This is a genomic window from Streptomyces sp. NPDC030296, assembly GCF_055572815.1.
On record NZ_JBVICQ010000011.1, the window covers coordinates 7,289 to 31,287 of the forward strand.

Sequence of the window (23,999 nt, forward strand, 5' to 3'; positions counted from 1 at the left end):
AGTCTCCCGCCCGCCCGAGCCACCCCCTCACCGCCGGCTCACCACGACGCGGTGGTTCCCCGCCCCGTCCGTCCCCGTCACCGTGATCGTCACGCCCGCCCTCGTGTCCTTGAACGTCTCGCCGCGCACCAGCGGCGCGTCCGAGAGTTCCGCGTGGACGTTGGGGCTGCGGGTGCACCCCCCGCTGTCGGGGCGCGCGTCGTGGACCCGGATGGGGCCGTTGCCGGTGTCGACGTCCGCGTCGATCCGGTAGACGAGGACACCGGGACGGCAGACGGCGACATCGTTGCCCGCCCGGGTCCGCAGTTCGACGGCGTACGCCGTGCGGGCCGTCAGCGGCACCACCACCAGCTTCGGCCCACCCGCCTTCGCCAGCGGCGTGAGCGTGTACTCCGCCGCCCCCGGCGCGGAAACGCAGCCGACCTGCGTCGCGTCGAGCCAGCCGAGCTTCCACTTGTGCCAGCCCAGCATGTCGTTGTCGACGCCCCAGTCCTCGCTCATGATGTCCCAGTGCCCGACCGCGCCCCCGCCCTCGTGGGTGTAGAGGTCGGGCAGGCCGAAGACGTGGCCGTTCTCGTGGGGGAGCACGCGGTAGCCGGTCTCGTGGTACGTGCCGGAGCCGTCGTCCTGGCGGCTGTACACGAACGACGCGTTGGCGACGGGGGTGCCGTCCGCGACCGGCGCCTCCCGGTTCCCGGCGAACGTCACGGACAGGACCGTGTCGAGCGCGGAGGGCCCCGCGTTCGGAGTGACGAGGACGTTGACCAGGTCGTACTTGCGAAAGTCGACGACGGGGTCGGCGACCCGCACCATGTCCTGCACCAGCCGCCGGTAGCCGGGCTCGAAGGGGACGCCGCGTTCTATCCCGTACGAGCGGAACGTCTCCGGCATCCGCAGCCACTCGGTGACCGGGGTCTCGGGCCGGTAGTCGATACGGCCGTAGCTGCTCGTCCGGAACCACTTCTGGGTCTGCGGGGCGAACTCGGCGAAGCGGTCCATCGCGCTGCCCTCGCCGGGTGCGTCGGAGAAGTCGATCATCAGGTTGAGGGCGCGGACCGTTCCGGTGGAGCGGGAGTATCCGGGCGGGGTGGGGATGCCCTCGGACATCTGGACGCCGAGCCGGCCGCGGATCATGCACGGGTCGAGGCCGGAGCCGGGAGCCACGGCGACCGCTCCCGCGGCCGTGCTCGTCTCCTTCGCCACGAGGTGCCCGGTGCCGGCCGGGGTGCTGACCGCGAGGGTGAGGGCGGTGACGGAGGCGATCGCGACGGACCGGCGGGGGCGTATACGGCCCATCCCTCCCATACCGCCCATGCCGCCCATGCCGCTCGTCGCACGGCGGCCGTCCGTGCGGCGTGCCCGCCACGCGCGCCGGGGCCGCGGCCGGCCGAACGCGGTCGGCCGGCGCTCGGGTATCCCGCTTCGGCGGAACGGCTGCTGCATGCACGCGCCCTTCGCTTCACGGCAGCCGCCCGGGCCACGGCCGCACCCTTTCGATCACCCTGTGGCGAGGGCGGCGGAGGCGCGCGCTGGATGGGCCGAACGAGGGGTTCCCGCCCGCAGGAGCGTGACCTGGATCACTCCGCCGCATACTTGGGTCGGATGTGACCCAGGTCACGGGAAATCTCTTCGGCGGGGGGAAATAACCGGGGACCGTCTCCCCGTTTAGCCATGTGTCCGAGCGAAACGGGGAAACGCTCCCCGGATCCCGCTCCCTTCGATCGTCAGGAGGCACGCCGTGCAGACCGCCACCCCCGTGCGCAAGGTGTCCCGTCCCCGGGCGGACGCCCTGCGCAACCGGGAGCGGATCGTCACCGCCGCCCGGGAGATGTTCGTCGAGTTCGGCCCCGACGTGCCGCTCGACGAGATCGCCCGTCGGGCCGGCGTCGGCAACGCCACGGTGTACCGCAACTTCCCGGACCGCGACGCACTGGTCCGCGAGGTCGTGTGCTCGGTCATGGACCGTACGGCGCTGGCGGCGGAGGTCGCGCTCGAGGAGACCGGTGACGCGTTCGAGGCGCTGTCCCGCTTCGTGCACGCCGCCGCCGACGAGCGGATCAGCGCCCTCTGCCCGATGATCCAGAGCGCCTTCGACAAGAACCACCCCGACCTGGAGGCGGCGCGCGAACGGCTGGAGGAGCAGATGGCCGCCATCATGGAGCGGGCCCAGCGAGCCGGACAGCTCCGTGACGACGTCAGCGTCGGCGACCTGATGCTCGCCGTCAGCCAGCTCAGCCGCCCCCCGGCCGGCACCCAGTGCGTGGGGGTCGACCGTTTCGTCCACCGTCATCTGCAGCTGTTGCTCGACGGTCTGCGGGCCCCGGCCCGCTCCGAACTGCCCGGCACCACCGTCACGATGGAGGACCTCCGCCGAGCCTGACCTGATCTATCTGATCTGTCTGACTTATTCCGTCCCATCCGTCATCGGCGCAGTGTCGCGCTCCGACGCTTTCACCTGACTTTTTCCGTCACGAAGTCCCGAAGTGGGTACCGCCATGTCTGCAACAGCCCGGAATGTCCCCGAAACGGTGGACGATTCGCACTCCAACCGCTGGAAAGCGCTCGTGTTCATCGCGCTCGCCCAGCTGATGGTCGTCCTCGACGCGACCATCGTGAACATCGCCCTGCCGTCCGCCCAGCAGGACCTCGGGATATCCGACGGCAACCGCCAGTGGGTCATCACGGCGTACGCGCTGGCCTTCGGCGGTCTGCTTCTCTTCGGCGGCCGTATCTCCGACCTGTGGGGACGCAAGCGCACCTTCGTCACCGGTCTGATCGGCTTCGCCGGTGCCTCCGCGCTGGGCGGCGCGGCCACCGGTGAGGCCATGATGCTGGGCGCCCGAGCCCTTCAGGGTGCCTTCGGCGCGCTGCTCGCGCCCGCCGCGCTCTCCCTGCTCGCCGTGATGTTCACGGACGCCAAGGAGCGGGCCAAGGCGTTCGGCATCTACGGTGCGATCGCCGGTGGCGGTGGCGCCGTGGGCCTGATCCTCGGCGGCTTCCTCACCGAGTACCTGGACTGGCGCTGGACGTTCTTCGTCAACATCCCGTTCGCGGTGATCGCCGCGGCCGGCGCGTACTTCGTCATCCGTGAGCCGGAGGGCGGCCGCAACCGTTCGCCGCTGGACATCCCCGGTGTGGTCCTGTCCACCCTCGGTCTGGTCTCGCTGGTCTACGGCTTCACGCGCGCCGAGTCCGACGGCTGGGGCGACTCCCTGACCATCGCCCTCTTCATCACCTCCGCCGTGCTGCTCGCGGCCTTCGTCCTCGTCGAGTCCAAGGTCAAGGCTCCGCTGCTGCCGCTGCGCGTGGTCATGGAGCGCAACCGCGGCGGTGTCTACCTCTCCCTCGGCCTCGCGATCATCGCGATGTTCGGCCTGTTCCTCTTCCTGACCTACTACCTGCAGATCGTGAAGGGGTACTCCCCGGTCAAGACTGGCTTCGCCTTCCTGCCCATGATCACGGGCATGATCGTCGGCTCCACGCAGATCGGCACCCGCCTCATGACCCGGGTCGCGCCGCGCCTGCTGATGGCGCCGGGCTTCCTGCTCGCGGGGGTCGGCATGCTGCTGCTGACCCAGATGGAGATCGACTCCTCGTACGCGGCCCTGCTCCTGCCGGCCCAGCTGCTGCTCGGCCTCGGTATGGGTACGGCGTTCATGCCGGCGATGTCCCTCGCGACCCACGGTGTCGAACCGCGTGACGCGGGTGTCGCCTCCGCGATGGTCAACACCTCACAGCAGGTCGGTGGCGCCATCGGTACGGCCCTGCTGAACACGATCGCCGCGTCCGCGACCACGTCGTACATCCAGGACCACATCGCCTCGGCGACCTCCCGTCCCCAGCAGCAGCTCGTCCAGCTCCAGGGCATGGTCAACGGCTACACCAACGCCATCTGGTTCGCCGTCGGCATCCTGGTCCTGTCGGCCGCCATCGCCTTCACCTTCGTCACCACCGGCAAGCCGGACATGACGGCCACCGCCGGTGCGAGCGAGGACGCGGCGGACGGGGTCAAGGTCCCGGTGATCGCCCACTGACGACGGGACGGGCCCCGCGGTCGGGGCCGACCTGAGGGGCGTGGGGACCCACGCGGCCGGCCCAGTACGGCTCACGGCGGCGGGGGGTCCCCGAGTCCCGGCACCCACTCCCCGTGGGCCGAGTCCCAGCACCCCACTCCCCGAAGGTCCCCGAGTCCCGGCGCCCCACTCCCCGTGGGCCGAGTCCCGGCGCCTCACGCGCCGTGCGGCGGAGCGGCTAACGCAGCCAGGGCAGGTCCGCCCCCGCCTCCTTCGGCTGAAGCCCCTCGGCGATGATCCCCATGATCTCGCCGAGGGCTTTCTGCTGTTCCGGCGACAACCGGTCGAACAGCGCCTGCCGCACCGCCGCCACATGTCCCGGCGCGCTCTTCTCCAGGGTCGCGAACCCGCCTTCCGTGAGCACGGCGAACTGTCCCCGCTTGTCCGACGGACAGTCCTCGCGCCGCACCCATCCGTTCTTCTCCAGGCGGGCGATGGCGTGCGAGAGGCGCGAGCGCGTGATCTTCGTGTGCATCGCCAGTTCGGTCATCCGCAGCCGCCGCTGCGGCGCGCCGGACAACACCACGAGCAGGTGGTAGTAGAGGTGCGGCATACCCGCGTCCCGCTGCAACTGGCGATCGAGGTGGTCGTCGAGCAGGGTCGTGCCATGGACGTAGGCGAGCCAGGTGCGCTGTTCCTCTTCGGTGAGCCAGCGGGGTTCTTCGGCGGCGGACGGTGTCTTCATACCTCCACTCTACGAGCACCCTTCTTGAAATTTGAACAATAGAGATGTAAGGTGAAACTAGAAATATTGAGACTTCAACTACTGGGGAGTGGGGCGAGGTCTCAAGCAACCGATGAGCCTGAAGCGACCCGCCGCGGCCCGCTTGAGGACGACGCGCTCAAGGAGCCGTCCGTGCCGAGGCGTGGCCCCGCCCCTCGCGAGTCGCGTGTGCCGAGGGAGTCACCCCAATGTCCGCCGCCACCGCCGAACGCATGCCGACCCTCTATCTCAGCCATGGCGCGCCCCCGCTCGCCGACGACCCGATCTGGCCCGGCGAACTGGCCGCCTGGGCGAAGACGCTGGCCCGCCCCAAGGCGATCCTCATGGTCTCCGCCCACTGGGAGGAGGCCCCGCTCGCCCTCGGCGCCGTCGAGACCGTCCCGCTGGTCTACGACTTCTGGGGCTTCCCCGAGCACTACTACACCGTCCAGTACCCGGCGCCCGGCGCTCCCGAGCTGGCCGCGTCGGTGCGCAAGCTGCTCCAGGCACCCGGCACGCCGGTCCAGGACATCCCGGACCGGGGCCTCGACCACGGGGCGTACGTCCCGCTCGTCGAGATGTTCCCGGAGGCCGACATCCCGGTCCTTCAGATCTCCATGCCGACCCTGGACCCGGTGAGGCTGATGGACATCGGCCGCAAGCTCGCCCCCCTCCGGGACGAGGGCGTCCTGATCGTCGGCTCCGGCTTCTTCACCCACAACCTCGCCGCGCTCCGCCAGGGCGGCATCCCCGCCTGGTCCGCCGAGTTCGACGACTGGGGCAACCGGGCTCTGGAGTCCCGCGACTGGGACTCCCTCCTGGACTTCCTCCACAAGTCCCCGGCGGGCCGGCTCGCCCACCCTCGCACCGAGCACTTCGCGCCCTTGTTCGTGACCATGGGCGCGGCCGAGGCCACCGGCGAACTGGACGCCCAGCGGTCGGTGATCGACGGCTTCTGGATGGGCCTGGCGAAGCGGTCGGTCCAGTTCGGCTGAGGAGCCTGCCGACAGGAAGGGCCGCGGACAACGGCACCGCGGCCCACCCTGAGGGGCTTCCCGCGACGGGCTTTCCCCTCAGGGCAGGGCGAGTTGCTCCTACGCTGGACGGCGTGACGGATCCGGACGGCGCGAACAACAGCATCAACGACACCACGGTCCACGGCACGGCGTTCCAGGCGCGTGACGTGGACCAGGTGGTGATCAACCACTACGCGACGCCCGCGCCCGACGCGACGGACGGCCTCACCGACACGCCGCTGCCCGGCTGGGCGCGGGAAGTCGCCGACTCCCCGCTCTGGCAACGGCTTCCGCCGACCAGGGGCCCCGCGCCGTTCCGGGCCGCCGCCCGTGACATCGCCGCCGCGCTCGCCGCCCTGCACGACGAGACGGAGTGGGAGGCGACCGGCGACCCCTGGTCGGACCGCTCCTTCCCCACCCGCTTCCACGGCCAGCTCAGCCAGTTGCTGTGCGCGGAGGACGCGCCCGAGGCGGACTTCCACCCCGCCGAGATCCTGCTCCTGACCCTCGCCCCGTACCTGTCGCAGACCCTGTGGGCGCGTACGGCGGCCGACCGGGTCGGTGTCGACCCCACCGACCTCCGCCTGACCGGGGCCGGAGGAGACCGCGGCGACTTCGAGAGGTACTTCGACCGCGGGCACGAACGCCTCGTCCGCCGGGCCCGGTTGGAGCTGCCGGAGCGACGGGGCGCCGAGTCGGACATCGGGTGGTGGCTGTTCCACCAGTGGGTGGACCACGGGCTGCGGGGCAGTCAGGACCACTGGACGGCGTACACGGACCTGACCGCCCGGCTCCCCCTGGGCGACACCGCGCTGGGCGCGCTGTTCCACCGGCGCCGCACCGGTCAACTGCTCTACGGGCTGCGGCTGTCGCTGGGGGAGACGTGCCGCCAGGAACGCCTGGACCGGCTGGAGGCCGTCGCGTCCGTCACCGGCGGCGTCGGCGGTATCGGTGGCATGGGCATGGGCATGGGGGTGCCGCAGCAGGTCCGGGTGAGACGTCTCGCCGTCCTTCTGGCCGTCGCCCGCGCCCGGGCGCTGGACATCCCCGCGACGGGTCCGCTGCTTCCGGCACGCCCGTCGGACGGTGTGCTGCTGGCACCGGGCGGCCGTCGGGGCCGACGCCCTGCTCGAAGCGGATCTTCCCCTTCCAGTCGTCCGGGGCGCCGCCCTCCGACCTTCCGGACCCGGTGGATGTCGATCTGCTGAGGGACGGCCCGCTCGACACCGACCACGTCCCGTTCGACGAGGCGGTGGTGTGGCTGTCCGCCGCCAAGCCGGTGCCGCTGCGCCACTTCCTCTACGCCTACGTGGACCTGGGCCTGAGCGTCACGGAGACGGCCGACCGCATGAGGTCGTACGGCTTCGACGTCTCGCTGGCCGAGACCCTTCCGGACCGCCCGGACCGGACGGACCTCGCGCTGTTGAGCCGGGACGGCGGGGGTGAGGGCGCGTGGTTCCGCGGCGACCGTGAGGTGCCGCCGGGACATGTGCTGTGGAGCGCGGAGCGGACCGGCCTCCCGGTGGCGGAGGTCTGCCGCCGGCTGCGGAATTACGGGCTGGACGTGACCGACCCCCCGGAAGGCGGAGCCCGCAGGACCTGCGGTTGCTCAGCCGCGATCACGACGGCCGGCCGCACTGGCACGCGGTGGGCGCGATCGTGCCTTTCAAGAGCCTTCTGGACGCCGCGGAGAAGTGCGGCATGACGGTCACCGCCGTCGCCGCCGTCCTCACCGCCTACGGTCTGCGCCCAGGGAGTCCCCCGCCGGTCCGGCCGACGGATCAGGACCGCAGACTCTTCGGTTCTCAGGTGTACGAGCAAGCTGAGGACGGGCGGTCCGTGCGCGACCTGAACGTGTGGCACCGGGTATGGGGCAGGGCCGACGATCTGGGGCTGTCCCGGGCAGCCGCGGCGGACAGACTGCGGGAGCTGGGGGTGGCCTGCCCACTGGTCCTGCCCGAGGCGACGACCGAACTCGACCATGCCCTGCTCGACAAGGACCTCTTCCTCTGGCAGACGCTGCATGCGAACGCCGACGACGTCCCCTTGCCCCTACTCCTGATCACCGCGTACGAACTGAGCAGACCCGTTACCGAGATCGGCGCCCGTCCGGAGTCGTACGGGCTGCGGGTGCCGGACTGCTCCGCGTACCCAGCGGCCGACCGGGCCGACCTCTGGGACGACATCGCGTTGCTGAGCAGGGACCTGAGCCGTCCGGAGCTCGGGGTCGTGGCGGTCTACCGGCCGAGTCTCCGTCATTGGCTGACGCCCGGGACCCAGATCCCCCTCCACCACCTCTGCGCCGCCTCGACCATGCTCGGCATCACCCTCGCCGAGGTCGCCGCCCGCCTCCGCCGCCTCGGCATCGACGTGCCCGATCTCGCCGACACCGTCCGCGCCGCCATGGCCCGGATCCCGCGCCCCTCGCGGGAACAGAACCCGGCCTGAAGGATCCCTAGAGCTCCTTCTCGTACCAGGCCACGTCCCAGTAGCGGCCGAACTTCCGCCCGACCTCCCGGTACGTCCCCACGTGGCGGAAACCGAAGCGTTCGTGGAGGCGGGTGGACGGCTCGTTCGGCTGCGCGATGCCGGCGTACGCGCGGTGCACGTCCTCCGTCGCGAGCGCGTCGAACAGCGCCTTGTACAGCAGCGTGCCGACGCCCCGGCCCCCCGCGTCGGGGGCGAGGTACACGGAGACCTCCACGGACGTGTGGTACGCCGCCTTCGCACGGAACGCGCTGCTCGTGGCGTAACCGAGGATTCGCTGTGAATCCTCCGTGGTGGCAACTATCAGGCGATGCCGACCGTCTACAAGGTGGGAGAGCAGCCACGGACGGCGCTCCTCCGGAGTGAGGACGGCGGTGTCGAATGTGATGGGCGTCTCACGGACGTAGTGGTTGTAGATGTCGGTGAGGGGGGCGAGGTCGGCCTCGACTCCTGGTCTGACCTGCACCTCTGCGGACCCCGCGGACATCACGCCTCCTCCTGTGGCCGCACAGGGTACTGCAAGATCAGAAAAATAGTGGGCTTGCTTGGGAATTCTGTCCTGATTCCAGTCGTTGTTTCCTTCGGAAGCCGGGCACTCGGGAGAGTGTCCGAGCGGCCTTGTCAAGACACGTAGGACCAGACACGACCCTGCCAGCCCACCATCGCAAGGGAGCACGCATGGCAACCCGTGCCGTCGCCGCTCGTCGTTCGTCCGCCGCCGGCGGGAGCGACGCGGCAAGCAGCGTTCGCGCCTCTGGCGGCGAGATCGCCGACCGCGACCTGGTCGGCATGTACCTCGACGAGATAGCGCGTACACCGCTACTCGACGCCGCCAAGGAAGTCGAGCTGTCCCAGATCATCGAGGCGGGTGTGTTCGCACAGCAGATCCTCGACGGCGAGGAGGAGGCGAGGGCGGACGCGACCCGCGAGGAGTTGGAGGCCCTCGTCGCCGACAGCGAGCGGGCCAAGGACATCTTCATACGGTCGAACCTCCGCCTCGTCGTGGCCGTCGCCCGGCGGTATCCGCGCAGCGGTCTGCCCCTGCTGGACCTCATCCAGGAGGGCAACGCGGGCCTGGTCCGCGCGGTGGAGAAGTTCGACTACCGCAAGGGCTTCAAGTTCTCGACCTACGCCACCTGGTGGATCCGTCAGGCGATCACCCGCTCCATAGCCGACCAGTCGCGCACCATCCGGCTGCCCGTCCACCTGGTCGAGGAGCTGGGCCGGATCCGACGGGTGCAGCGCGAGTTCAACCGGGAGCACGGCCGCGACCCCGAGCCCCAGGAGATCGCCGCCGAGCTGGGCTCCACCGCGGAGCGCGTCAGCGACGTCCTCGACTGGGCCCGCGACCCGGTCTCGCTGAACATGTCGGTGGACGACGAGGGCGAGACCCAGTTCGGCGACCTGCTGGAGGACACCTCCGCCGTCTCGCCCGAGCAGTCCGTGCTGACCCTGCTGCGCAGCGAGGAGCTGGACAGCCTCATCGGGCGGCTCGACCAGCGCACGGCCTCCATCATCAAGATGCGGTACGGCATCGAGGACGGCCGCGAGCGCACGCTCACCGAGGTCGGCAAGGAACACGGGCTCACCCGTGAGCGGATCCGGCAGATCGAGAAGCACGCGCTGCTCGAACTGAAGAAGCTCGCCCGCGACACGGGCTTCGACGCGGCGGCCTGACCCGCCCGGCCGGGCTACGACGCGGCGGCCCGATCGCGGCCGCCGCGCCCCGCCCGTCCCGCCCCGCCCGTCGCCCGCAGCCGGGACAGGCCCCGTGGGTGGACGCCGCCCCCGTACCTTCGCACCCCCGCACCACCGCCCTTCCGGCCCGCCGCCGTGGCCCGCGTGTCCCGGTTCGACGGCTCGGTCTCCGTCCGGTCCGACGACCGCCGGTTCGACCACCCGGTCTCCGTCCGGCCCGTCGCGCGGACCGTGCCCCGGCGTACGGCCGTACGTCGGCCGTCGGCCACACGTTGGCCGTAGTCCATCGCTTCAACTCCCCGATCCCGGGGCACAAGACTTGCGGGCCCACGACTCCACCGGGCTCGGAGCCCAGCGGCCCGGGACCCGGAGTCAGACGTTCCAGGGGAGCCGGGGGCACCGCACCGCAGCCAGTGCCGCCGTCCGTACGCCGCCGACCGCCGTCCTGCCCGCGCACCGAACCAGCCCCAGCCCCCACACGACCCGCCCCGGTCACCATCGAAGCCAACTGAAGCCGAGTCCCGACACTCTCCCCCCAGTGCCGGGACTCCTCAGAGCCGGGCTTCGGCGCCTCCCCCCCGGCGCCGGAGCCCGGCTCCTTCGTGTGCCGCCTCAGTCCTCCGTGCCGCCGGCCGCCCGGGTCAGCCGTGCGCCCAACTCCCGTACGTGCTCGACCAGTTCCGGCGGCTCGTGCACCGTGAACTCGTAGCCCAGCACGGCGAGCCGTACCGCGAGCCACTCCACCGCGTCGCCGGTCGACGCCCGTACGAGGCAGCTGTGCTCGTCGACGGGTTCGGGGCTGCCGAACCAGGCCGGCAGCCGGGCCGCGACGACCTCCCGGGGCGCGGCGAACGTGACCTCGAACGTGTACGTCTCCTGTCGACGCTGCATCGACTGCTTCAGATACTCCGCCGCGTTCCCCGTCGGCAGTTCACGCGGCGCGAACCGGGCGCCGGTTGCGAAGGGCTCCTGGACGCGGTCGACGCGGAAGGTGCGCCAGTCGGCGCGGTCGAGGTCGTAGGCGACCAGGTACCAGCGGCGGCCGGTCGACACCAGCCGGTACGGCTCGCAGTGGCGCCGCGAGTCCGCGCCGTCGCCGGCCCGGTAGGCGAAGCGGAGACGCTCGTTGCCCGCCACCGCCGACGCGATCACCGTCAGCGTCTCGGGCGTCACCGTCGCCCCGTCGCCGCTGGTCAGCGGGGTGGTGGCGGCCTGGAGCGTGGAGACCCGGTGCCGTAGCCGCGAGGGCAGTACCTGCTCCAGCTTGGCCAGCGCCCGTACGGAGGCCTCGTCCACGCCCTCCACGGCGTGCCCGGCACCGGCCCGCAGCCCCACCGCGATCGCCACGGCCTCCTCGTCGTCCAGCACCAGCGGCGGCATGGCCTTCCCGGCGACCAGCCGGTAACCGCCGTCCGCCCCCATGCTCGCCTGCACCGGATAGCCCAGCTCCCGCAGCCGGTCGACGTCCCGGCGGACCGTCCGCCGCGACACCCCCAGCCGGTCGGCCAGCTCACCGCCGGGCCACTCGCGGGGCGTCTGGAGCAAGGAGAGGAGCTGAAGGAGTCGCGCCGGGGTGTCCGTAGTCATGAGTTCGAGGATGCCGCAGAAGTAGGACACAATCTGACCTACTGGGGTTCTACCTTCGTTCCATGACCTCAACCACGAACGCCCTGAAGGGGCGCGACACCCGTACGGCGCTCGACGCCTCTCCCGACGGAGGCGCCGACCGCAGGCGGTGGATCGCCCTCGCCATCGTCATGACCGCCGCCTTCATGGACCTCGTGGACGTCACGATCGTCAACATCGCAATTCCCTCCATCCAGCGAGGCGAGGCCGCCACGGTCAGCCAGATCCAATGGATCACCGCCGGCTACGCCCTCGCCTTCGCTGCCGGACTCGTCACCGGCGGCCGGCTCGGCGACATCCACGGTCGTCGGCGGATCTTCCTCCTCGGCATCGGCGGCTTCACCGTCGCCTCCGCGCTGTGCGGCCTCGCCGCGAACCCGGAGATGCTCGTCGCCGCACGGATCGCGCAGGGCGCGACGGCCGCGCTGATGGTGCCGCAGGTGCTGTCGATCGTCCACGCCACCTTCCCCGCGCACGAACGCGGCAAGGTGTTCGGGCTGTTCGGCGCGATCGTCGGCCTCGGCGCCGTCTCCGGCCCGCTGCTCGGCGCCCTGCTCATCGAGTGGAACCCGCTCGGCCTCGAATGGCGGGCGATCTTCCTGATCAACCTCCCGGTCGGCATCGCCGGCCTCGTCCTGGGCCGCCGCTTCATCACCGAGTCCAGGGCCCCCCACGCCCTCAAGCTGGACCTCGTCGGCGTCGCCCTCGTCACCGGCGGCCTGCTGATGCTGCTCTACCCGCTCACCCGCGGCCACGAGCTGGACTGGCCGCTGTGGGGCTACGCCCTGATGGCGGGCTCGCTGGTCGTGTTCGCGGCGCTGGTGGCGTACGAGCGGCACAAGACCGCGCGCGACGGCTCCCCGCTGATCGAACTGTCGCTGTTCAAGGTGAAGAGCTTCGCGGCCGGCATCGCCGTGCAGACGGTGTTCGGCATCGCCCTCGGTGTGTTCTTCCTCGTCTGGACCCTCTACCTCCAGACCGGCCTCGGCTGGAGCGTCCTGAAGGCCGGCCTGACCGGCGTGCCGTTCTCCGTCTCCGTCTCCGTCGCTGCCGGGATGTCGGTCCAGAAGCTCGTCCCGCGCTTCGGCCGCAAGGTCCTCCAGACGGGCGCGCTGCTGATGGCGGCCGGGGTGCTGCTCTACCTGGGGGAGTCCGAGCGGTACGGCCTCGCCATCACCCCCTGGCAGATGGCGCTCCCGCTGATCGTGATGGGCGCGGGCATGGGGCTCATCGTCGCCCCGCTGACCGACGCGATCCTCTCCGGGGTGCCGCGTGAGCACGCCGGTTCCGCGTCCGGGCTGATCAGCACGGTGCAGCAGATGGGCAACGCGCTCGGACTCGGCCTGGTGGCCGTGGTCTTCTTCGGCGCCATGGACGAGCCTCTCGTCCCCGCCGAGATCGGCCCCGCCTTCGTCGACGCCTTCGAACACGCCCTCGGCTGGGTCGCCGCGGTGCTCTTCGCGATCTTCCTCCTGATGTTCGCCCTCCCCCGACACCCCGTGACGGCCGAGCACGACGCCCACGAGGCCGAGGGTGCGGCCGAGGTCGCGGGTGAGGTCGAGCGCGAGCCGCAGTTGGCCCGGTGACCGACGACGGTCGGTAGGACGAGTGGGACGGAGATCGGCCCGGCACCTTCGGATGCCGGGCCGATCTCCGTTTGTGTCCGAGTCATGCCCGAACCTGTTTACTTTCTGGAAATCCAGGCGTAGCCTCCCGACCGAAACCACAAAGTCGGGCATCGGTCGGAGGCGAACGGACATGTACGCACCGGAGCGGCAGCAGGAGATCCTCCGGCTCGCCCGTGACGGCGGCCGGGTGGACGTGGTGTCGCTGGCGGAGGAGTTCCAGGTCACGGCCGAGACCATCCGGCGCGACCTGAAGGCCCTGGACCGCGCGGGCCTCCTCCAGCGGGTCCACGGTGGCGCCATTCCCGCGGGCCGCCTGGACTTCGAGCCCGACCTCGCCGAACGCGAGAGCACGGCCGCCGACGAGAAGGACCGCATCGCGCAGGCCGCCCTCGCCGAACTGCCGATCGACGGCACCGTCGTCCTCGACGCCGGTACGACCGTCGCCCGCCTCGCCGCGGCCATCCCGCTGGAGGCCACGCTCACCGCGGTCACGCACAGCCTGCCCATCGCGGCCCGCCTCGCCGACCACCCGGGCATCCAGCTCCACCTGGTCGGCGGACGCGTCCGCCACCGCACCCGCGCCGCGGTCGACGCGTGGGCGCTCCGCGCCTACGGCGAGATCCGCGCCGACGTGCTCTTCGTGGCGGCGAACGGTTTCTCCCCCGCCCGCGGTCTGACCACCCCCGACCTCGCCGAGGCCGCCGTGAAGCGGGCCGCGATGGCCGCCGCCCGCCGGGTGGTGCTGCTCGCCGACTCCTCCAAGTGCGGCCAAGAGCACTTCGCCCGCTTCGGTGCCCTGAGCGACGTCGATCTGCTGATCACCGACAGCGGCCTGAGCCCCGAGGACGCCCTCGCCATCGAACGCGACGGCACCGAAGTACTACGGGTCCCCGGCGCAGGCGGGGGCACGGGCGCCTCCGCGGGCAACGCCAGGGGCAGGACCGCGGGCAATGCCACGGCTCAAGGGGCCGTCAACGGCTCCGTCGCGGGCCGCACCGCCGGTCGGAAGGCCCGCGCATGATCCTCACCGTCACCCCCAACCCGTCCCTCGACCGCACCTACGAGGTCCCCTCCCTCGACCGCGGCGAGGTCATCCGGGCCACCGGCGAACGCATGGACCCGGGCGGCAAGGGCGTCAACGTCTCCCGCGCGGTCGCCGCCGCCGGGCAGCGCACCGTGGCCGTCCTGCCGCTGGGCGGCGCGCCAGGCGCGCTCGTCGCGGACCTGCTCGACGCGCAGGGCATCGAGGTCGCACGGGTCCCCGTGGCCGGGGCGACCCGCTCCAACATCGCCCTCGCCGAGGCGGACGGCGTCCTCACGAAGATCAACGCGCCGGGCCCCGAACTCTCCGCCGCCGAACGGGAACTCCTCCTGGAGACCGTCCGCACCCAGTCCGTCCACGCCTCGTGGATCGCCTGCTGCGGCAGCCTCCCGCGCGGCCTCGCCCCCTCCTGGTACGCCGAACTCGTCGCCCGCGCCCACGCCGCGGGTGCCCGGATCGCCCTGGACACCTCCGGCCCGGCCCTGCTGGCCGCCCTCCGCGAACGCCCCGACGTGGTCAAGCCCAACGCCGAGGAACTCGCCGAAGCCGTCGGCCGCCCCCTCGCGACCGTCGGCGACGCTGTCAAGGCAGCGGAGGAACTGCGGGAGATGGGCGCGGGCGCGGTCCTGGCCAGCCTCGGCGCCGACGGACAGGTCCTCGTGAACGCCTCCGGCGCCTGGTTCGGCAGCGCCCGGGTCGACGCCGTCCGCAGCAACGTTGGCGCCGGCGACTCCTCCCTCGCCGGCTTCCTCATCGCCGGCGGCCACGGCGCTGACGCCCTCGCCTCCGCCGTGGCCCACGGCGCCGCCGCCGTCCAACTTCCCGGCAGCGTCATGCCGACCCCCTCCGACCTCGACCCGTCCGCGGTGAGGGTGACGACGGAGGTACCGGTGGACCGCGCCCTGAAGGAGCCGGTGGCATGAGCGAGCGAACGCAAACGAACCTTCGTTCTGTATTACTCCCGCCGCGCCCGGGAAGGCGTAGTCTCCCCGGCCCCGGCAGCCCCGTCGGCGCCACCGGCTCCGTCGGCCTCGTCGGCCCCGGCCGGTCCTTCCTCTCGGCCCCCCTGGCCGGCGCCCCCCACACTTCCGTCCCCACCCCCGCCCACCTCACCCCCCGGGCGATACGCGTGCGAAGGAGCCCGCGATGAGCGAGATGATCACCGCGGATCTGGTCGACCTCGACCTGTCCGCCGAGACGAAGGAAGCGGCGGCGCGTGCCCTCGCCGAGCGCATGGTGGCGAAGGGCCGGGTCACCGACCTGGACGGCTTCCTCGCCGACGTGGCAGCCCGCGAGGCCCAGATGCCGACCGGTCTCGACGGCGGTATCGGCATCCCTCACTGCCGCAGTGAGCATGTCACCGAGCCGACCCTGGCCTTCGGGCGCAGCGCCGCCGGTATCGACTTCGGTGCCGCCGACGGCCCCGCCGACCTGATCTTCCTGATCGCCGCCCCTGCCGGCGCGGACGACGCCCACCTCACGATCCTCTCCTCGCTCGCCCGTCAGCTGATGAACGCCGAGTTCACCGAAGCCCTCCGCGCGGTGGACGACGCGGCCCGCGCCGCCGCCCTCATCCGGGGCGACGCGACGGACGAGACCACCGAAGACTCCGCGGCGGCGTCGGGCGGAACGGCCTCCCCCGACGCCGCCGCGGGCGGCACGCCCCCGAAGGAGCCCGCGGCCACGACGACCGCCACGGCGTCGCTCGACGAGGCCCCGCCCGCGGAGCCGCAGACGGGCGCGGAGGACGAGCCCGCCCCCGCCGGCCGCCCCTTCCGGATCGTCGCCGTCACCTCCTGCCCCACCGGCATCGCGCACACCTACATGGCCGCCGAGTCCCTGGAGAACGCGGGCCGGGACGCCGACGGCGTCGAGATCGTCGTCGAGACGCAGGGTTCGGCCGGGTTCAGCCGGCTCGACCCGGCGGTCATCGCCGCCGCCGACGGCGTGATCTTCGCCCATGACGTCCCCGTACGGGAGAAGGAACGGTTCGCCGGAAAGCCCACCGTGGACACCGGTGTGAAGGCCGCCATCAACCGCCCCGCCGAACTGATCGCCGAGGTCCGTGGCAAGGCCGAGCGCGGCGAGGTCACCGCCGCCGCGCGCCCGGGCACCCCCGTGGAGCGCGCGGGCGAACCCGGCGAGGGCTACGGCACCAAGCTGCGCAAGTGGCTGATGACGGGCGTGAGCTACATGGTTCCGTTCGTCGCGGCGGGCGGTCTGCTGATCGCCCTCGGCTTCATGATCGGCGGCTACCAGATCAACGAGGCGAAGTCGGTCACCGAGCACTTCGACTGGGGGCAGATCGACAGCTGGGGCGCGCTGCTGTTCCAGGTCGGCGCCGCCGCCTTCGGCTTCCTCGTCCCGGTCCTCGCCGGTTACATCGCCTACGGCATGGCCGACCGGCCCGGTCTCGTGCCCGGTTTCGTCGGCGGTGCGATCTCCGTGACGATCGGCGCGGGCTTCCTCGGCGGTCTCGTCGCCGGTCTGATCGCCGGTGGTGTGGTCCTCGCGATCCAGCGGATCGAGATCCCGCCGGTGCTGCGCGGCATCATGCCGGTGGTGGTGATCCCGCTGGTGTCGACGGCGGTGGTCGGATTCCTGATGTTCGTGGTGATCGGCAAGCCGATCTCCGAGGCGCAGAAGGGGCTGACCGACTGGCTGAACGGCCTCTCCGGCACCAACGCCGTCCTCCTCGGCGTCCTGCTCGGCCTGATGATGTGCTTCGACCTCGGCGGTCCGGTCAACAAGGTGGCCTACGCCTTCGCCACCGCCGGGATCGCCGTCCAGGACCCCAGCGACTCCGCGATGAAGATCATGGCCGCGGTCATGGCCGCCGGTATGGTCCCGCCGCTGGGCATGGCCCTGGCCACCACGATCCGCAAGAAGCTGTTCACCACCGCCGAACGCGAGAACGGCAAGGCGGCCTGGGTCCTGGGCGCCTCGTTCATCTCCGAGGGCGCCATCCCGTTCGCGGCGGCCGACCCGCTGCGCGTCATCCCGGCCTCCATGGCGGGCGGCGCGGTCACCGGCGCGCTGACCATGGCCTTCGGGTCGACCCTGCGCGCCCCGCACGGAGGTATCTGGGTCACCTTCCTGATCGGCAAGCCGATCCTGTACCTGCTGGCCATCGCCGTCGGCACGGCGGTCACGGCCGGCCTCGTCATCGTCCTGAAGGGCATGCGCAAGACCCAGCCGGGCAGGGCCGCCGAGGCCGCTCCCGCTGCCGAGACGCAGACGAAGGAGTCGGTCGCGGCCTGAGCCCCGCGACCTTCCGCCGGCCGCAGCCCTCCCTCGTGGGGCTGCGGCCGACCGCGTTTCACAGTGAGCCCCATGCGCCCCTTTGGGCGCCTTTGCGACCCCTGTTACTTGTACGCCGTACCTGCGAGATACGTCACCATCCGGGCTCAAAGTCCCGTCTGGTGGTGTCTACTGGAGGGCATGCCTGAGCACGTGTCGATCCTCCAGTTGGTGGGCGTGGCCACCCTCGCCCTCGCGGCGGTCATCTGGGTCGCCGTGCTGGTCCGCGTTCTGCGCCGGGACGGCGAGGCGCATCGCGCCCGCTTCATGGATTTGGCCCGGCGCCGCGGTGGGCGCCTTCGCGGCCTGCCCCACCAGCGCCGCAAGGGCCCGCACGTCGAGCATGTGGAACTGACCCCGGCCGAACAGGACGCCTTCGCGTTCCTGGCCCGTCAGTTCACCGATGACCGTCTGGCCTGAGGGGCCGGCTCCGGACCCTCACGGCCCGGTCCGCTCCCGGGCCCTACCCGAGTAACCCCGCCCGGCGCTCCATCGCGTCTCGGGCCGCGTCCTCCGTCGTGTAGACCTCGCACATATGGCGTCCGTCCGGGGTGGCCGTGTGCTCCACCTCCCACAGGGAGATCTCCTGCCCGTCCGTGAGCAGGAACGCGTGCTCGTAGAGCGAGAAGCTCAAGCCGGGGCGACCGCCCCGGCGGGACCGGCTCGGGCGGCCGAACGCCTGGGTGATCTCATGCGCGAACGCGGTCCGCAGCAGCAACGTGGCGATCTCGTCACCGGGAGGGTCCGGGTTCTCCGCCCGCCGCAGCAGCCGCCGGGCGTGGTCCGCGGAGTCGTCCGGTGTGTACGCGTGGCGCGGCTCGGGGAACGCCGCCAGCTCCACCATCGCGGGCAGTTCGAAATCCGGGGCGTCCGCAGGCAGCGGCAGCCGCGCGGTGGCGGCCCGCAACTCCTCCTCGTCGGTGTACACCTCGTGCTGGATGTCGCTGCCGGGCACCGTGTTGTGCACCAGCTCCCACAGGGTGACCGCGGAGCCGTCGGCGAGCAGCCACGTGTGCCGGTAGGTCGCCCGGTGCAGGCCCGAGCTGTAGTGCGCGGAGTGCAGCGAGCTGTCGTGGGCGAGGGGGCAGTCGAGCTGCCTTATGGTCTCGTCGGGCAGTTCGAAGGAGTTCAGGGCGCGACCGAGGAGCCGCGCGAGGTGCTCCTCCGGAGACTCCGGCGACTCGGCTGGTTCGTACGCTGCCGTCTCGTACGGAACGCTCAAGGTTTCTCCCGGCGTTGCTGCATGTCACCTTGTGGGTGCATACCGTAGCCCCTCGGTCGGACATCATGTCCGGGAACCGAGAAAACGTACGCCCGTGAAACGGCCGCGCCGCGCGGTTTGTTCCCGCGCGGCCCGGCGAACTCTCTGACGGATCCTCAGAAGCCCGAGGTCAGACGACGCTTCCGGCCTTCCAGGCGCTCCAGGACATGTTCCAGCCGTTGAGGCCGTTGTCCGGCGCGACCGTGTCGTCGGGGGAGTTCTTGACGATCACCACGTCACCGGTGAGCGAGTTGTCGAAGAACCACTTGGCGATCGTGTCGCCGTTCGCCCCCCGGACGTCCGCCAGGCCGACGCAGCCGTGGCTGGTGCCCTGCCGGCCGAAGGGCGGGTTGCCCCGGTTGTACCAGTAGTTGCCGTGGAGGAAGGTGCCCGACGAGGTCAGACGCATCGCGTGCGGCACGTCCGGGATGTCGTACTCCCCGCCGAAGCCGACCGTCGAGCCGTTCATCCGGGTCTGCTTGAACTTCTCCGAGATCACCATCTGCCCGTTGTACGTCGGGTTTTCGGCGCTGCCGGCGGAGATCGGCACCGTCTTGATCGTCTTGCCGTCCCGGACGACCTTCATCGTCTGGGTGTCGACGTCGACCGTGGAGACCTGCGACCGCCCGACGGTGAAGGTCACCGTCTTGTCCTGCACCCCGTACAGCCCGTTCGCACCCTCGACGCCGTCCAGGTCGATCTTCATCGTGACCTTGGAACCGGCCTTCCAGTACTCCTCGGGCCGGAAGTCGAGCCGCTGCGCCCCGAACCAGTGCCCGACGACCTCCTGCCCGCTGCTCGACGTCACCTTGATGTGCGACTGCACGGCCTTCTTGTCCGTGATCGCCTTGTCGAACGTGAACGACACCGGCATGCCCACACCGACCGTGGTGCCGTTGTCCGGCGTGTACGTGCCTATGAAGCTGTTGGCGGTGGAGACCGTCGTGAAGATGGAGTTGGCGGCCGACGTCTTGCCCGCCGCGTTCTTCGCCGTCGCGGAGATCCGGTACTTCGTCCCCCGCTCCAGCTGCCCCTTCGGCTGCCAGGAGCGTCCGTCCGCCGCGATCTCGCCCGGCACCTCGGTGCCGGCCTCCGTCGCGGTCATCTTCACCTCGGTCAGCTTGCCGCCGCTGACCTTCACACCGGTCGAGTTGATCGACGCGCCCGTCGAACCGTCCTTCGCCGAGATCGTGATCCGCGCCGCCGAGTCCTTGACCGACGTCTTCTTGTCGCCCCCGCCCTTGTTGTCGGCCTGGGCGTCCCCGCCACAGCCGGTCAGGGTCAGCGCGCCGGCCACCAGCACGGCACAGGCCCCCATCACACGCCGCACAGCTATCTTCGGCCTCGTCACGATCTGCTCCACCTTCTACGCGTCCACGTGATCTACGTCATCCGCTCCAGTACGTGGAGAAAGAGCGACCGGCGGCCGACAGGGTTCCCGACTTCCGCCCCACACGGCATCACGTGACAGAACCGGGACAATCGCCTCCCGTACGAACCCCTACGACCCCCTCAACACCCTGTCCCGGTACTCCTGCCACGCCTCGAACGACGACCGCCGCGACTCGGCGGTGAGAAAGCCCCCGACCCGGCCTCGATGTCGGCCGGTGACTCGGCCTCGGGCGGGAACCGGTAGACGTAGAGATCCCAACTCACGGCCGCAACCCAGCCACGCCCACTGACACTCCGGCCGACCGCCCTCCGCGACCCCGCGTGGCTCATGCCCCCCGCACGCGCCCCCGTACGACTAGTGGCTCCCGTACAACTCCCCGTACGACGGCCACGTCCCGCCCGGTCCGTCCACCGACTCGGCCGCCCGCACAGCCCGGACGATCGCCCGTGTCACCAAGTCCGCGCTCACCGCCAGGAGTTCGTTCAGGGCGAGTGGACCGGAGTCCGGGGCGAGCGGGCGGGCGCCGGTGGCCAGGGTGAAGACCGTGTCGCCGTCGTTCAGCAGATGCACGGGCCGCACGGCGCGGGCGATGCCGTCGTGGGCCGTCCCGGCGAGCTTCTGGGCCTGGGCGCGGGTCAGTTCGGCGTCGGTCGCGACGACCGCCAACGTCGTGTTCAGCGGGGGAGGCGGGCTCTTCGCTGCGGCCTCGGCGATCCTGCGGCGCGCGACCTCGTGCACCTCGGCCGCCGGATACTCCACCCGACCCTGGAACAACTCCCCGTACAACACCCCCGTCTCCGGCTCCATCACCGACCCTGCGGCGTTCGCCACGACCAGCGCGGCCACCGTGATCCCCGAGCCGAGCACGGTGCTCGCGGTGCCGACACCGCCCTTCAGCAGCCCGACCGTCGCCCCCGTCCCCGCGCCCACGCACCCCTCCGCCACCGGGGCACCGAGCCCGCTCGCAGCCGCCGCCTCCACAGCGGCCCGGCCGGTCGCCGCGTCCGGTCTGGCCCGGAAGTCGCCGCCCCGGCCCAGGTCGAAGACACAGGCCGCCGGCACCACCGGCACGACATGCGCCGGATCGGGGCCGACCCGTACCCCGCGCCGCCGCTCCTCCAGCCAGGCCATCACACCCGACGCCGAGTCCAGCCCGTACGCGCTGCCGCCGGTCAGTACTACCGCCTCGACCCTCTGCACCAGGTTCCGCGGGTCGAGCGCGTCCGTCTCCTTGGTGCCGGGCCCGCCACCGCGCACATCCACGGCCGCCACCGCGCCGCCCTCCGGAGCGAGAACCACGGTCGTACCGGTCAGCCAGCCGCCGCCGACCCGGGTGGCGTGCCCGACCCGCAGCCCGAGCACGTCGGTGAGGGCGTCCGCGCGGTGGGCGCGGTCGGAGGACATGGGGGTGCCGGAGGTCTCGGGTGTCATCTGCGTCCTTGTCTGCGACCGGGGCGTGCGTGTGTCGGACCGTGCCTGTGACTCCCTCAACCCTGCCCGGGCGCGGCGGTCCTGGCCCCCTCCGCACCGGCCGTACGTGCCGTGAACACCACGCCGATCGCCACGGTCCCCGCCGCCACGACGCCCGCCGCCAGGACCGCCCAGTGGCCCAGGAACGTGCACAGCACCACCGCCAGCGCGGCCAGCGGCAACACGGCCTGCTGCGCCGTGCCCACCTTGTAGTGACGGGCGTGCAGCGCCCACACCGACAGCAGGTAGAGCGCCGTCGGCAGCGTCACGGCGGCGGACGCGGCCAGCGTCGAGATGTGCGCCTTGTGCACCGCCTCCTCCACCGCGACCTCCAGCCCGGCGCCGATCGCGGCCGCCGAGGCGAAGATCAGGTAGTGGCCGTAACCCCACAGGAAGCTCTCCCTGTTGGAGCGCAGATGGCCGTGGATCGGCACCGTGAAGTAGATCCACCACGCGGAGAACACGATCAGCAGTCCGCCCAGCGCGATCGGCAGCAGCTCGCCCAGCGCGTCGTTCTCGTCCGCGGCCGACTTCACGGCGACCGTGGCCGCCAGGATCGTCTCGCCGAGCACGATGATGGTGAACAGGCCGTACCGCTCGGCGATGTGACGCGGATGCCAGGACGTGGCGAAGTCCTTCTCCGCGTACACCGGGACGCACAGCTCCAGGATCGCCATCCCCAGGAACAGCCACGGTCTGGCCGGCTCGGGCAGGATCAGCAGGCCCAGCCAGCCGACCTGACACACCGCCACACCGGCCGCGTACCGCAGCGCCATGACGCGCTCGGCGCCCTCCGCCGACCGGGCCACCCGCAGCCACTGCGTGGTCATCGCCAGCCGCATGATCGCGTAACCGAGCCAGACCAGCAGGAAGCCGTGGTCCTCGAACGCCCGGGCGATCCCGGCGGCGAGCACCAGCACACCGAATATCTGGACGAGGGTGACGACCCGGTAGAGCACGTCGTCGTTGTCGTACGCCGAGGCGAACCAGGTGAAGTTCATCCAGGCCCACCAGATCGCGAAGAAGACCATCGCGTAGTTGAGGATGCCTTCGGCCGCGTGGGCCTCGGCGACGGCGTGCACCAACTGGACGCCTGCCTGGGCGACGGCGACGACGAAGCACAGGTCGAAGAACAGTTCGAGAGGCGACGCGACCCGGTGGGTCTCCCCGCGCCCACGGGCGACGAGCCGACGCAACGGGAGCCGGCCGGCACCGGAGGGAGAGGCGGATGCCGTGGCCGGGCCGGAGCCCGGGTCGGGGTCCCGCGCCGGGGGTGTCGAGGACGTGGAACTGGACGTCATGGCGCCAAGCACACCAGAAAACCCGGGGGAATTCTCGCTCAGGTGTTCATGAGTGCGCGCGCGGGCCGGGAGAGTGCGCGGAGGGGTCCGGCAACCGGCTCGGGCGGTGGGTGGGGGTGTCCGGAGGCTGGCTCGGGCCGTGGGTGGGGGTGGCCGGTGACTGGGCTGGGGGCGTTCGAGCGGGGGCCCGTACCCTGGAGGCATGAGTAGCGCTCCCGCACCCGAGCCGCGTGACCCCAAGGCCGCGCTGGTTTTCGACGACCCGCTCAGCCGCCCCTCGTCCGACGACACGGACCACGGCTGGGGCGAGCGGCCCGGCGACGGCGGCGACAGCGCGGCCGACCTCAAGCGCTTCCTCGACGAGAAGCCGCCCCACCACCTCTGACCTCGCCGGGCATGCGCCCGTCGTGCGGTTACTCGCGGTCGTGGCCCGAGCCGCGCTGCGCCACCAGGGCGTCGCGGATCTCCTTCAGGACCTCCAGCTCCGTCACCTCGATGACCTCGTGGGTGCCCTCCTTCGCCTTCCGGCGGGCCTCCTGGCGGGCCAGGTACTTGGCCATCGGCAGGACCATCAGGAAGTAGACGACGGCCGCGGTGATGACGAACGTCATCGTGGCACCGAGCACCGAACCCCAGGCGATCTGGATGCCGCTCGTCACCGTGCCGTCCTTGGCGACGTCGCAAGGGCCCTTCAGACAGCTGGTGTAACTGTCCAGGTTCTTGGTGCCGAACGCCCCCACCAGCGGGTTGATGACGCCCTTCACCACGGAGTTGACGATGTTCGTGAAGGCCGCGCCGATGACCACGGCGACGGCCAGGTCCACGACGTTCCCCCGCATCAGGAAGGCCTTGAAGCCCTCCCAGACACTCGGCTCCTTCTTCTCGCTCACCACGAGACCCCTCCGCGCTGGTTGTGGAACAAACGACTCCGCAACCTACGTCAAGGCCCGCTCCGACTGTCCCCTCGGGTCCCACCAACGAGGGACTTGACCTGTGGCCGG

The 23,999-nt window shown here is 71.3% G+C and carries 22 protein-coding genes and 1 pseudogene; 13 read left to right on the top strand and 10 right to left on the bottom strand.

The genetic code is table 11. From position 1 onward, the window contains the following. Positions 1 to 27: 27 nt before the first annotated feature. Positions 28 to 1,323 carry a M6 family metalloprotease domain-containing protein gene (locus ACZ4Z3_RS29165; protein WP_468504033.1) on the bottom strand — a complete coding sequence of 432 codons (1,296 nt, stop codon included), beginning with the start codon at positions 1,321 to 1,323 and terminating at the stop codon, positions 28 to 30. Positions 1,324 to 1,738: 415 nt separating this feature from the next. Between ACZ4Z3_RS29165 and ACZ4Z3_RS29170 the strand changes: the two genes are divergently transcribed. Together ACZ4Z3_RS29170 and ACZ4Z3_RS29175 are read left to right on the top strand one after the other, a co-directional pair. Continuing rightward, positions 1,739 to 2,380, top strand: coding sequence for a TetR/AcrR family transcriptional regulator (locus tag ACZ4Z3_RS29170; RefSeq protein ID WP_468503826.1), 642 nt, complete (start codon positions 1,739 to 1,741; stop codon positions 2,378 to 2,380). Positions 2,381 to 2,495: 115 nt separating this feature from the next. Further along, on the top strand, positions 2,496 to 4,034 hold the full coding sequence (locus tag ACZ4Z3_RS29175; protein ID WP_468503827.1) for an MFS transporter: 1,539 nt from the start codon (positions 2,496 to 2,498) through the stop codon (positions 4,032 to 4,034). Between the two features lie 217 nt (positions 4,035 to 4,251). On the opposite strand, the gene ACZ4Z3_RS29180 is transcribed toward ACZ4Z3_RS29175, so the two are convergent. Then, entirely contained in the window at positions 4,252 to 4,758 is a 507-nt protein-coding gene (locus tag ACZ4Z3_RS29180) for a MarR family winged helix-turn-helix transcriptional regulator (RefSeq protein WP_468503828.1), read from the bottom strand. 227 nt (positions 4,759 to 4,985) lie between these two features. Between ACZ4Z3_RS29180 and ACZ4Z3_RS29185 the strand changes: the two genes are divergently transcribed. The 4 genes from ACZ4Z3_RS29185 to ACZ4Z3_RS29200 all read left to right on the top strand — a co-directional run bounded on the left by ACZ4Z3_RS29185 (position 4,986) and on the right by ACZ4Z3_RS29200 (position 8,240). Beyond that, complete coding sequence (locus ACZ4Z3_RS29185) at positions 4,986 to 5,771, top strand: dioxygenase family protein (RefSeq protein WP_468503829.1); 786 nt, start codon at positions 4,986 to 4,988, stop codon at positions 5,769 to 5,771. A 113-nt stretch (positions 5,772 to 5,884) separates the two neighbouring features. Continuing rightward, positions 5,885 to 7,000: an HD domain-containing protein gene (locus tag ACZ4Z3_RS29190; RefSeq protein WP_468503830.1), complete on the top strand. Its 1,116-nt coding sequence runs from the start codon at positions 5,885 to 5,887 to the stop codon at positions 6,998 to 7,000. Further along, the gene (locus ACZ4Z3_RS29195; RefSeq protein WP_468503831.1) at positions 6,982 to 7,497 is read left to right on the top strand and encodes a wHTH domain-containing protein; all 516 of its coding nucleotides are present in this window, start codon (positions 6,982 to 6,984) and stop codon (positions 7,495 to 7,497) included. Before ACZ4Z3_RS29190 ends, ACZ4Z3_RS29195 begins: the two co-directional genes overlap by 19 nt. Beyond that, positions 7,440 to 8,240 carry a wHTH domain-containing protein gene (locus ACZ4Z3_RS29200; RefSeq protein ID WP_468504034.1) on the top strand — a complete coding sequence of 267 codons (801 nt, stop codon included), beginning with the start codon at positions 7,440 to 7,442 and terminating at the stop codon, positions 8,238 to 8,240. The genes ACZ4Z3_RS29195 and ACZ4Z3_RS29200 overlap by 58 nt, the downstream gene beginning before the upstream one ends. 7 nt (positions 8,241 to 8,247) lie before the next feature. Here ACZ4Z3_RS29200 and ACZ4Z3_RS29205 read toward each other — a convergent pair whose 3' ends face one another. After that, positions 8,248 to 8,766, bottom strand: coding sequence for a GNAT family N-acetyltransferase (locus ACZ4Z3_RS29205; protein WP_468503832.1), 519 nt, complete (start codon positions 8,764 to 8,766; stop codon positions 8,248 to 8,250). Positions 8,767 to 8,957: 191 nt separating this feature from the next. On the opposite strand from ACZ4Z3_RS29205, the gene ACZ4Z3_RS29210 reads away from it, so the two are divergent. Next, entirely contained in the window at positions 8,958 to 9,956 is a 999-nt protein-coding gene (locus tag ACZ4Z3_RS29210; protein ID WP_468503833.1) for a sigma-70 family RNA polymerase sigma factor, read from the top strand. A gap of 14 nt (positions 9,957 to 9,970) precedes the next feature. Here the strand turns inward: ACZ4Z3_RS29210 and ACZ4Z3_RS29215 are convergent, their stop codons facing one another. After that, entirely contained in the window at positions 9,971 to 10,264 is a 294-nt protein-coding gene (locus tag ACZ4Z3_RS29215) for a hypothetical protein (protein ID WP_468503834.1), read from the bottom strand. Positions 10,265 to 10,589: 325 nt separating this feature from the next. Beyond that, positions 10,590 to 11,564, bottom strand: coding sequence for a helix-turn-helix transcriptional regulator (locus tag ACZ4Z3_RS29220; RefSeq protein ID WP_468503835.1), 975 nt, complete (start codon positions 11,562 to 11,564; stop codon positions 10,590 to 10,592). Positions 11,565 to 11,626: 62 nt separating this feature from the next. Here ACZ4Z3_RS29220 and ACZ4Z3_RS29225 point away from each other — a divergent pair, with 62 nt between their 5' ends. The 5 genes and pseudogenes from ACZ4Z3_RS29225 (at position 11,627) to ACZ4Z3_RS29245 (ending at position 17,993) form a co-directional block, all read left to right on the top strand. Continuing rightward, entirely contained in the window at positions 11,627 to 13,189 is a 1,563-nt protein-coding gene (locus ACZ4Z3_RS29225) for an MFS transporter (protein ID WP_468503836.1), read from the top strand. A gap of 172 nt (positions 13,190 to 13,361) precedes the next feature. Then, positions 13,362 to 14,117: pseudogene (locus ACZ4Z3_RS29230) on the top strand (DeoR/GlpR family DNA-binding transcription regulator); the annotation flags it as partial. Between the two features lie 131 nt (positions 14,118 to 14,248). Beyond that, positions 14,249 to 15,196, top strand: a complete 948-nt coding sequence (pfkB, locus tag ACZ4Z3_RS29235; protein WP_468503837.1) for a 1-phosphofructokinase — start codon at positions 14,249 to 14,251, stop codon at positions 15,194 to 15,196. A 223-nt stretch (positions 15,197 to 15,419) separates the two neighbouring features. After that, positions 15,420 to 17,534, top strand: a complete 2,115-nt coding sequence (locus ACZ4Z3_RS29240) for a PTS fructose transporter subunit IIABC (RefSeq protein ID WP_468503838.1) — start codon at positions 15,420 to 15,422, stop codon at positions 17,532 to 17,534. A gap of 180 nt (positions 17,535 to 17,714) precedes the next feature. Further along, positions 17,715 to 17,993 carry a hypothetical protein gene (locus tag ACZ4Z3_RS29245; protein ID WP_468503839.1) on the top strand — a complete coding sequence of 93 codons (279 nt, stop codon included), beginning with the start codon at positions 17,715 to 17,717 and terminating at the stop codon, positions 17,991 to 17,993. A gap of 43 nt (positions 17,994 to 18,036) precedes the next feature. On the opposite strand, the gene ACZ4Z3_RS29250 is transcribed toward ACZ4Z3_RS29245, so the two are convergent. From ACZ4Z3_RS29250 to ACZ4Z3_RS29265, 4 genes are all read right to left on the bottom strand, one after another. Then, on the bottom strand, positions 18,037 to 18,795 hold the full coding sequence (locus ACZ4Z3_RS29250) for a DUF6227 family protein (protein WP_468503840.1): 759 nt from the start codon (positions 18,793 to 18,795) through the stop codon (positions 18,037 to 18,039). Positions 18,796 to 18,964: 169 nt separating this feature from the next. Continuing rightward, positions 18,965 to 20,185 (bottom strand): L,D-transpeptidase, encoded by a 1,221-nt coding sequence (locus tag ACZ4Z3_RS29255; RefSeq protein ID WP_468503841.1) that lies wholly within the window; start codon positions 20,183 to 20,185, stop codon positions 18,965 to 18,967. A gap of 396 nt (positions 20,186 to 20,581) precedes the next feature. Then, positions 20,582 to 21,658 (bottom strand): P1 family peptidase, encoded by a 1,077-nt coding sequence (locus ACZ4Z3_RS29260; RefSeq protein WP_468503842.1) that lies wholly within the window; start codon positions 21,656 to 21,658, stop codon positions 20,582 to 20,584. A 56-nt stretch (positions 21,659 to 21,714) separates the two neighbouring features. Continuing rightward, positions 21,715 to 22,998, bottom strand: a complete 1,284-nt coding sequence (locus ACZ4Z3_RS29265; protein WP_468503843.1) for a low temperature requirement protein A — start codon at positions 22,996 to 22,998, stop codon at positions 21,715 to 21,717. 202 nt (positions 22,999 to 23,200) lie between these two features. Here ACZ4Z3_RS29265 and ACZ4Z3_RS29270 point away from each other — a divergent pair, with 202 nt between their 5' ends. Continuing rightward, complete coding sequence (locus ACZ4Z3_RS29270; RefSeq protein ID WP_055537715.1) at positions 23,201 to 23,383, top strand: hypothetical protein; 183 nt, start codon at positions 23,201 to 23,203, stop codon at positions 23,381 to 23,383. 28 nt (positions 23,384 to 23,411) lie between these two features. On the opposite strand, the gene mscL is transcribed toward ACZ4Z3_RS29270, so the two are convergent. Next, positions 23,412 to 23,888 carry a large conductance mechanosensitive channel protein MscL gene (gene mscL, locus ACZ4Z3_RS29275; protein ID WP_468503844.1) on the bottom strand — a complete coding sequence of 159 codons (477 nt, stop codon included), beginning with the start codon at positions 23,886 to 23,888 and terminating at the stop codon, positions 23,412 to 23,414. Positions 23,889 to 23,999: the final 111 nt, after the last annotated feature.

Coding starts and splice junctions, on each gene's coding strand:
- ACZ4Z3_RS29165 (WP_468504033.1), bottom strand. CDS start 1,323: ATGGGCGGCATGGGCGGTATGGGAGGGATGGGCCGTATACGCCCCCGC.
- ACZ4Z3_RS29175 (WP_468503827.1), top strand. CDS start 2,496: ATGTCTGCAACAGCCCGGAATGTCCCCGAAACGGTGGACGATTCGCAC.
- ACZ4Z3_RS29180 (WP_468503828.1), bottom strand. CDS start 4,758: ATGAAGACACCGTCCGCCGCCGAAGAACCCCGCTGGCTCACCGAAGAG.
- ACZ4Z3_RS29185 (WP_468503829.1), top strand. CDS start 4,986: ATGTCCGCCGCCACCGCCGAACGCATGCCGACCCTCTATCTCAGCCAT.
- ACZ4Z3_RS29205 (WP_468503832.1), bottom strand. CDS start 8,766: ATGTCCGCGGGGTCCGCAGAGGTGCAGGTCAGACCAGGAGTCGAGGCC.
- ACZ4Z3_RS29210 (WP_468503833.1), top strand. CDS start 8,958: ATGGCAACCCGTGCCGTCGCCGCTCGTCGTTCGTCCGCCGCCGGCGGG.
- ACZ4Z3_RS29215 (WP_468503834.1), bottom strand. CDS start 10,264: ATGGACTACGGCCAACGTGTGGCCGACGGCCGACGTACGGCCGTACGC.
- ACZ4Z3_RS29220 (WP_468503835.1), bottom strand. CDS start 11,564: ATGACTACGGACACCCCGGCGCGACTCCTTCAGCTCCTCTCCTTGCTC.
- ACZ4Z3_RS29225 (WP_468503836.1), top strand. CDS start 11,627: ATGACCTCAACCACGAACGCCCTGAAGGGGCGCGACACCCGTACGGCG.
- pfkB (WP_468503837.1), top strand. CDS start 14,249: ATGATCCTCACCGTCACCCCCAACCCGTCCCTCGACCGCACCTACGAG.
- ACZ4Z3_RS29240 (WP_468503838.1), top strand. CDS start 15,420: ATGAGCGAGATGATCACCGCGGATCTGGTCGACCTCGACCTGTCCGCC.
- ACZ4Z3_RS29245 (WP_468503839.1), top strand. CDS start 17,715: ATGCCTGAGCACGTGTCGATCCTCCAGTTGGTGGGCGTGGCCACCCTC.
- ACZ4Z3_RS29260 (WP_468503842.1), bottom strand. CDS start 21,658: ATGACACCCGAGACCTCCGGCACCCCCATGTCCTCCGACCGCGCCCAC.
- ACZ4Z3_RS29265 (WP_468503843.1), bottom strand. CDS start 22,998: ATGACGTCCAGTTCCACGTCCTCGACACCCCCGGCGCGGGACCCCGAC.
- ACZ4Z3_RS29270 (WP_055537715.1), top strand. CDS start 23,201: ATGAGTAGCGCTCCCGCACCCGAGCCGCGTGACCCCAAGGCCGCGCTG.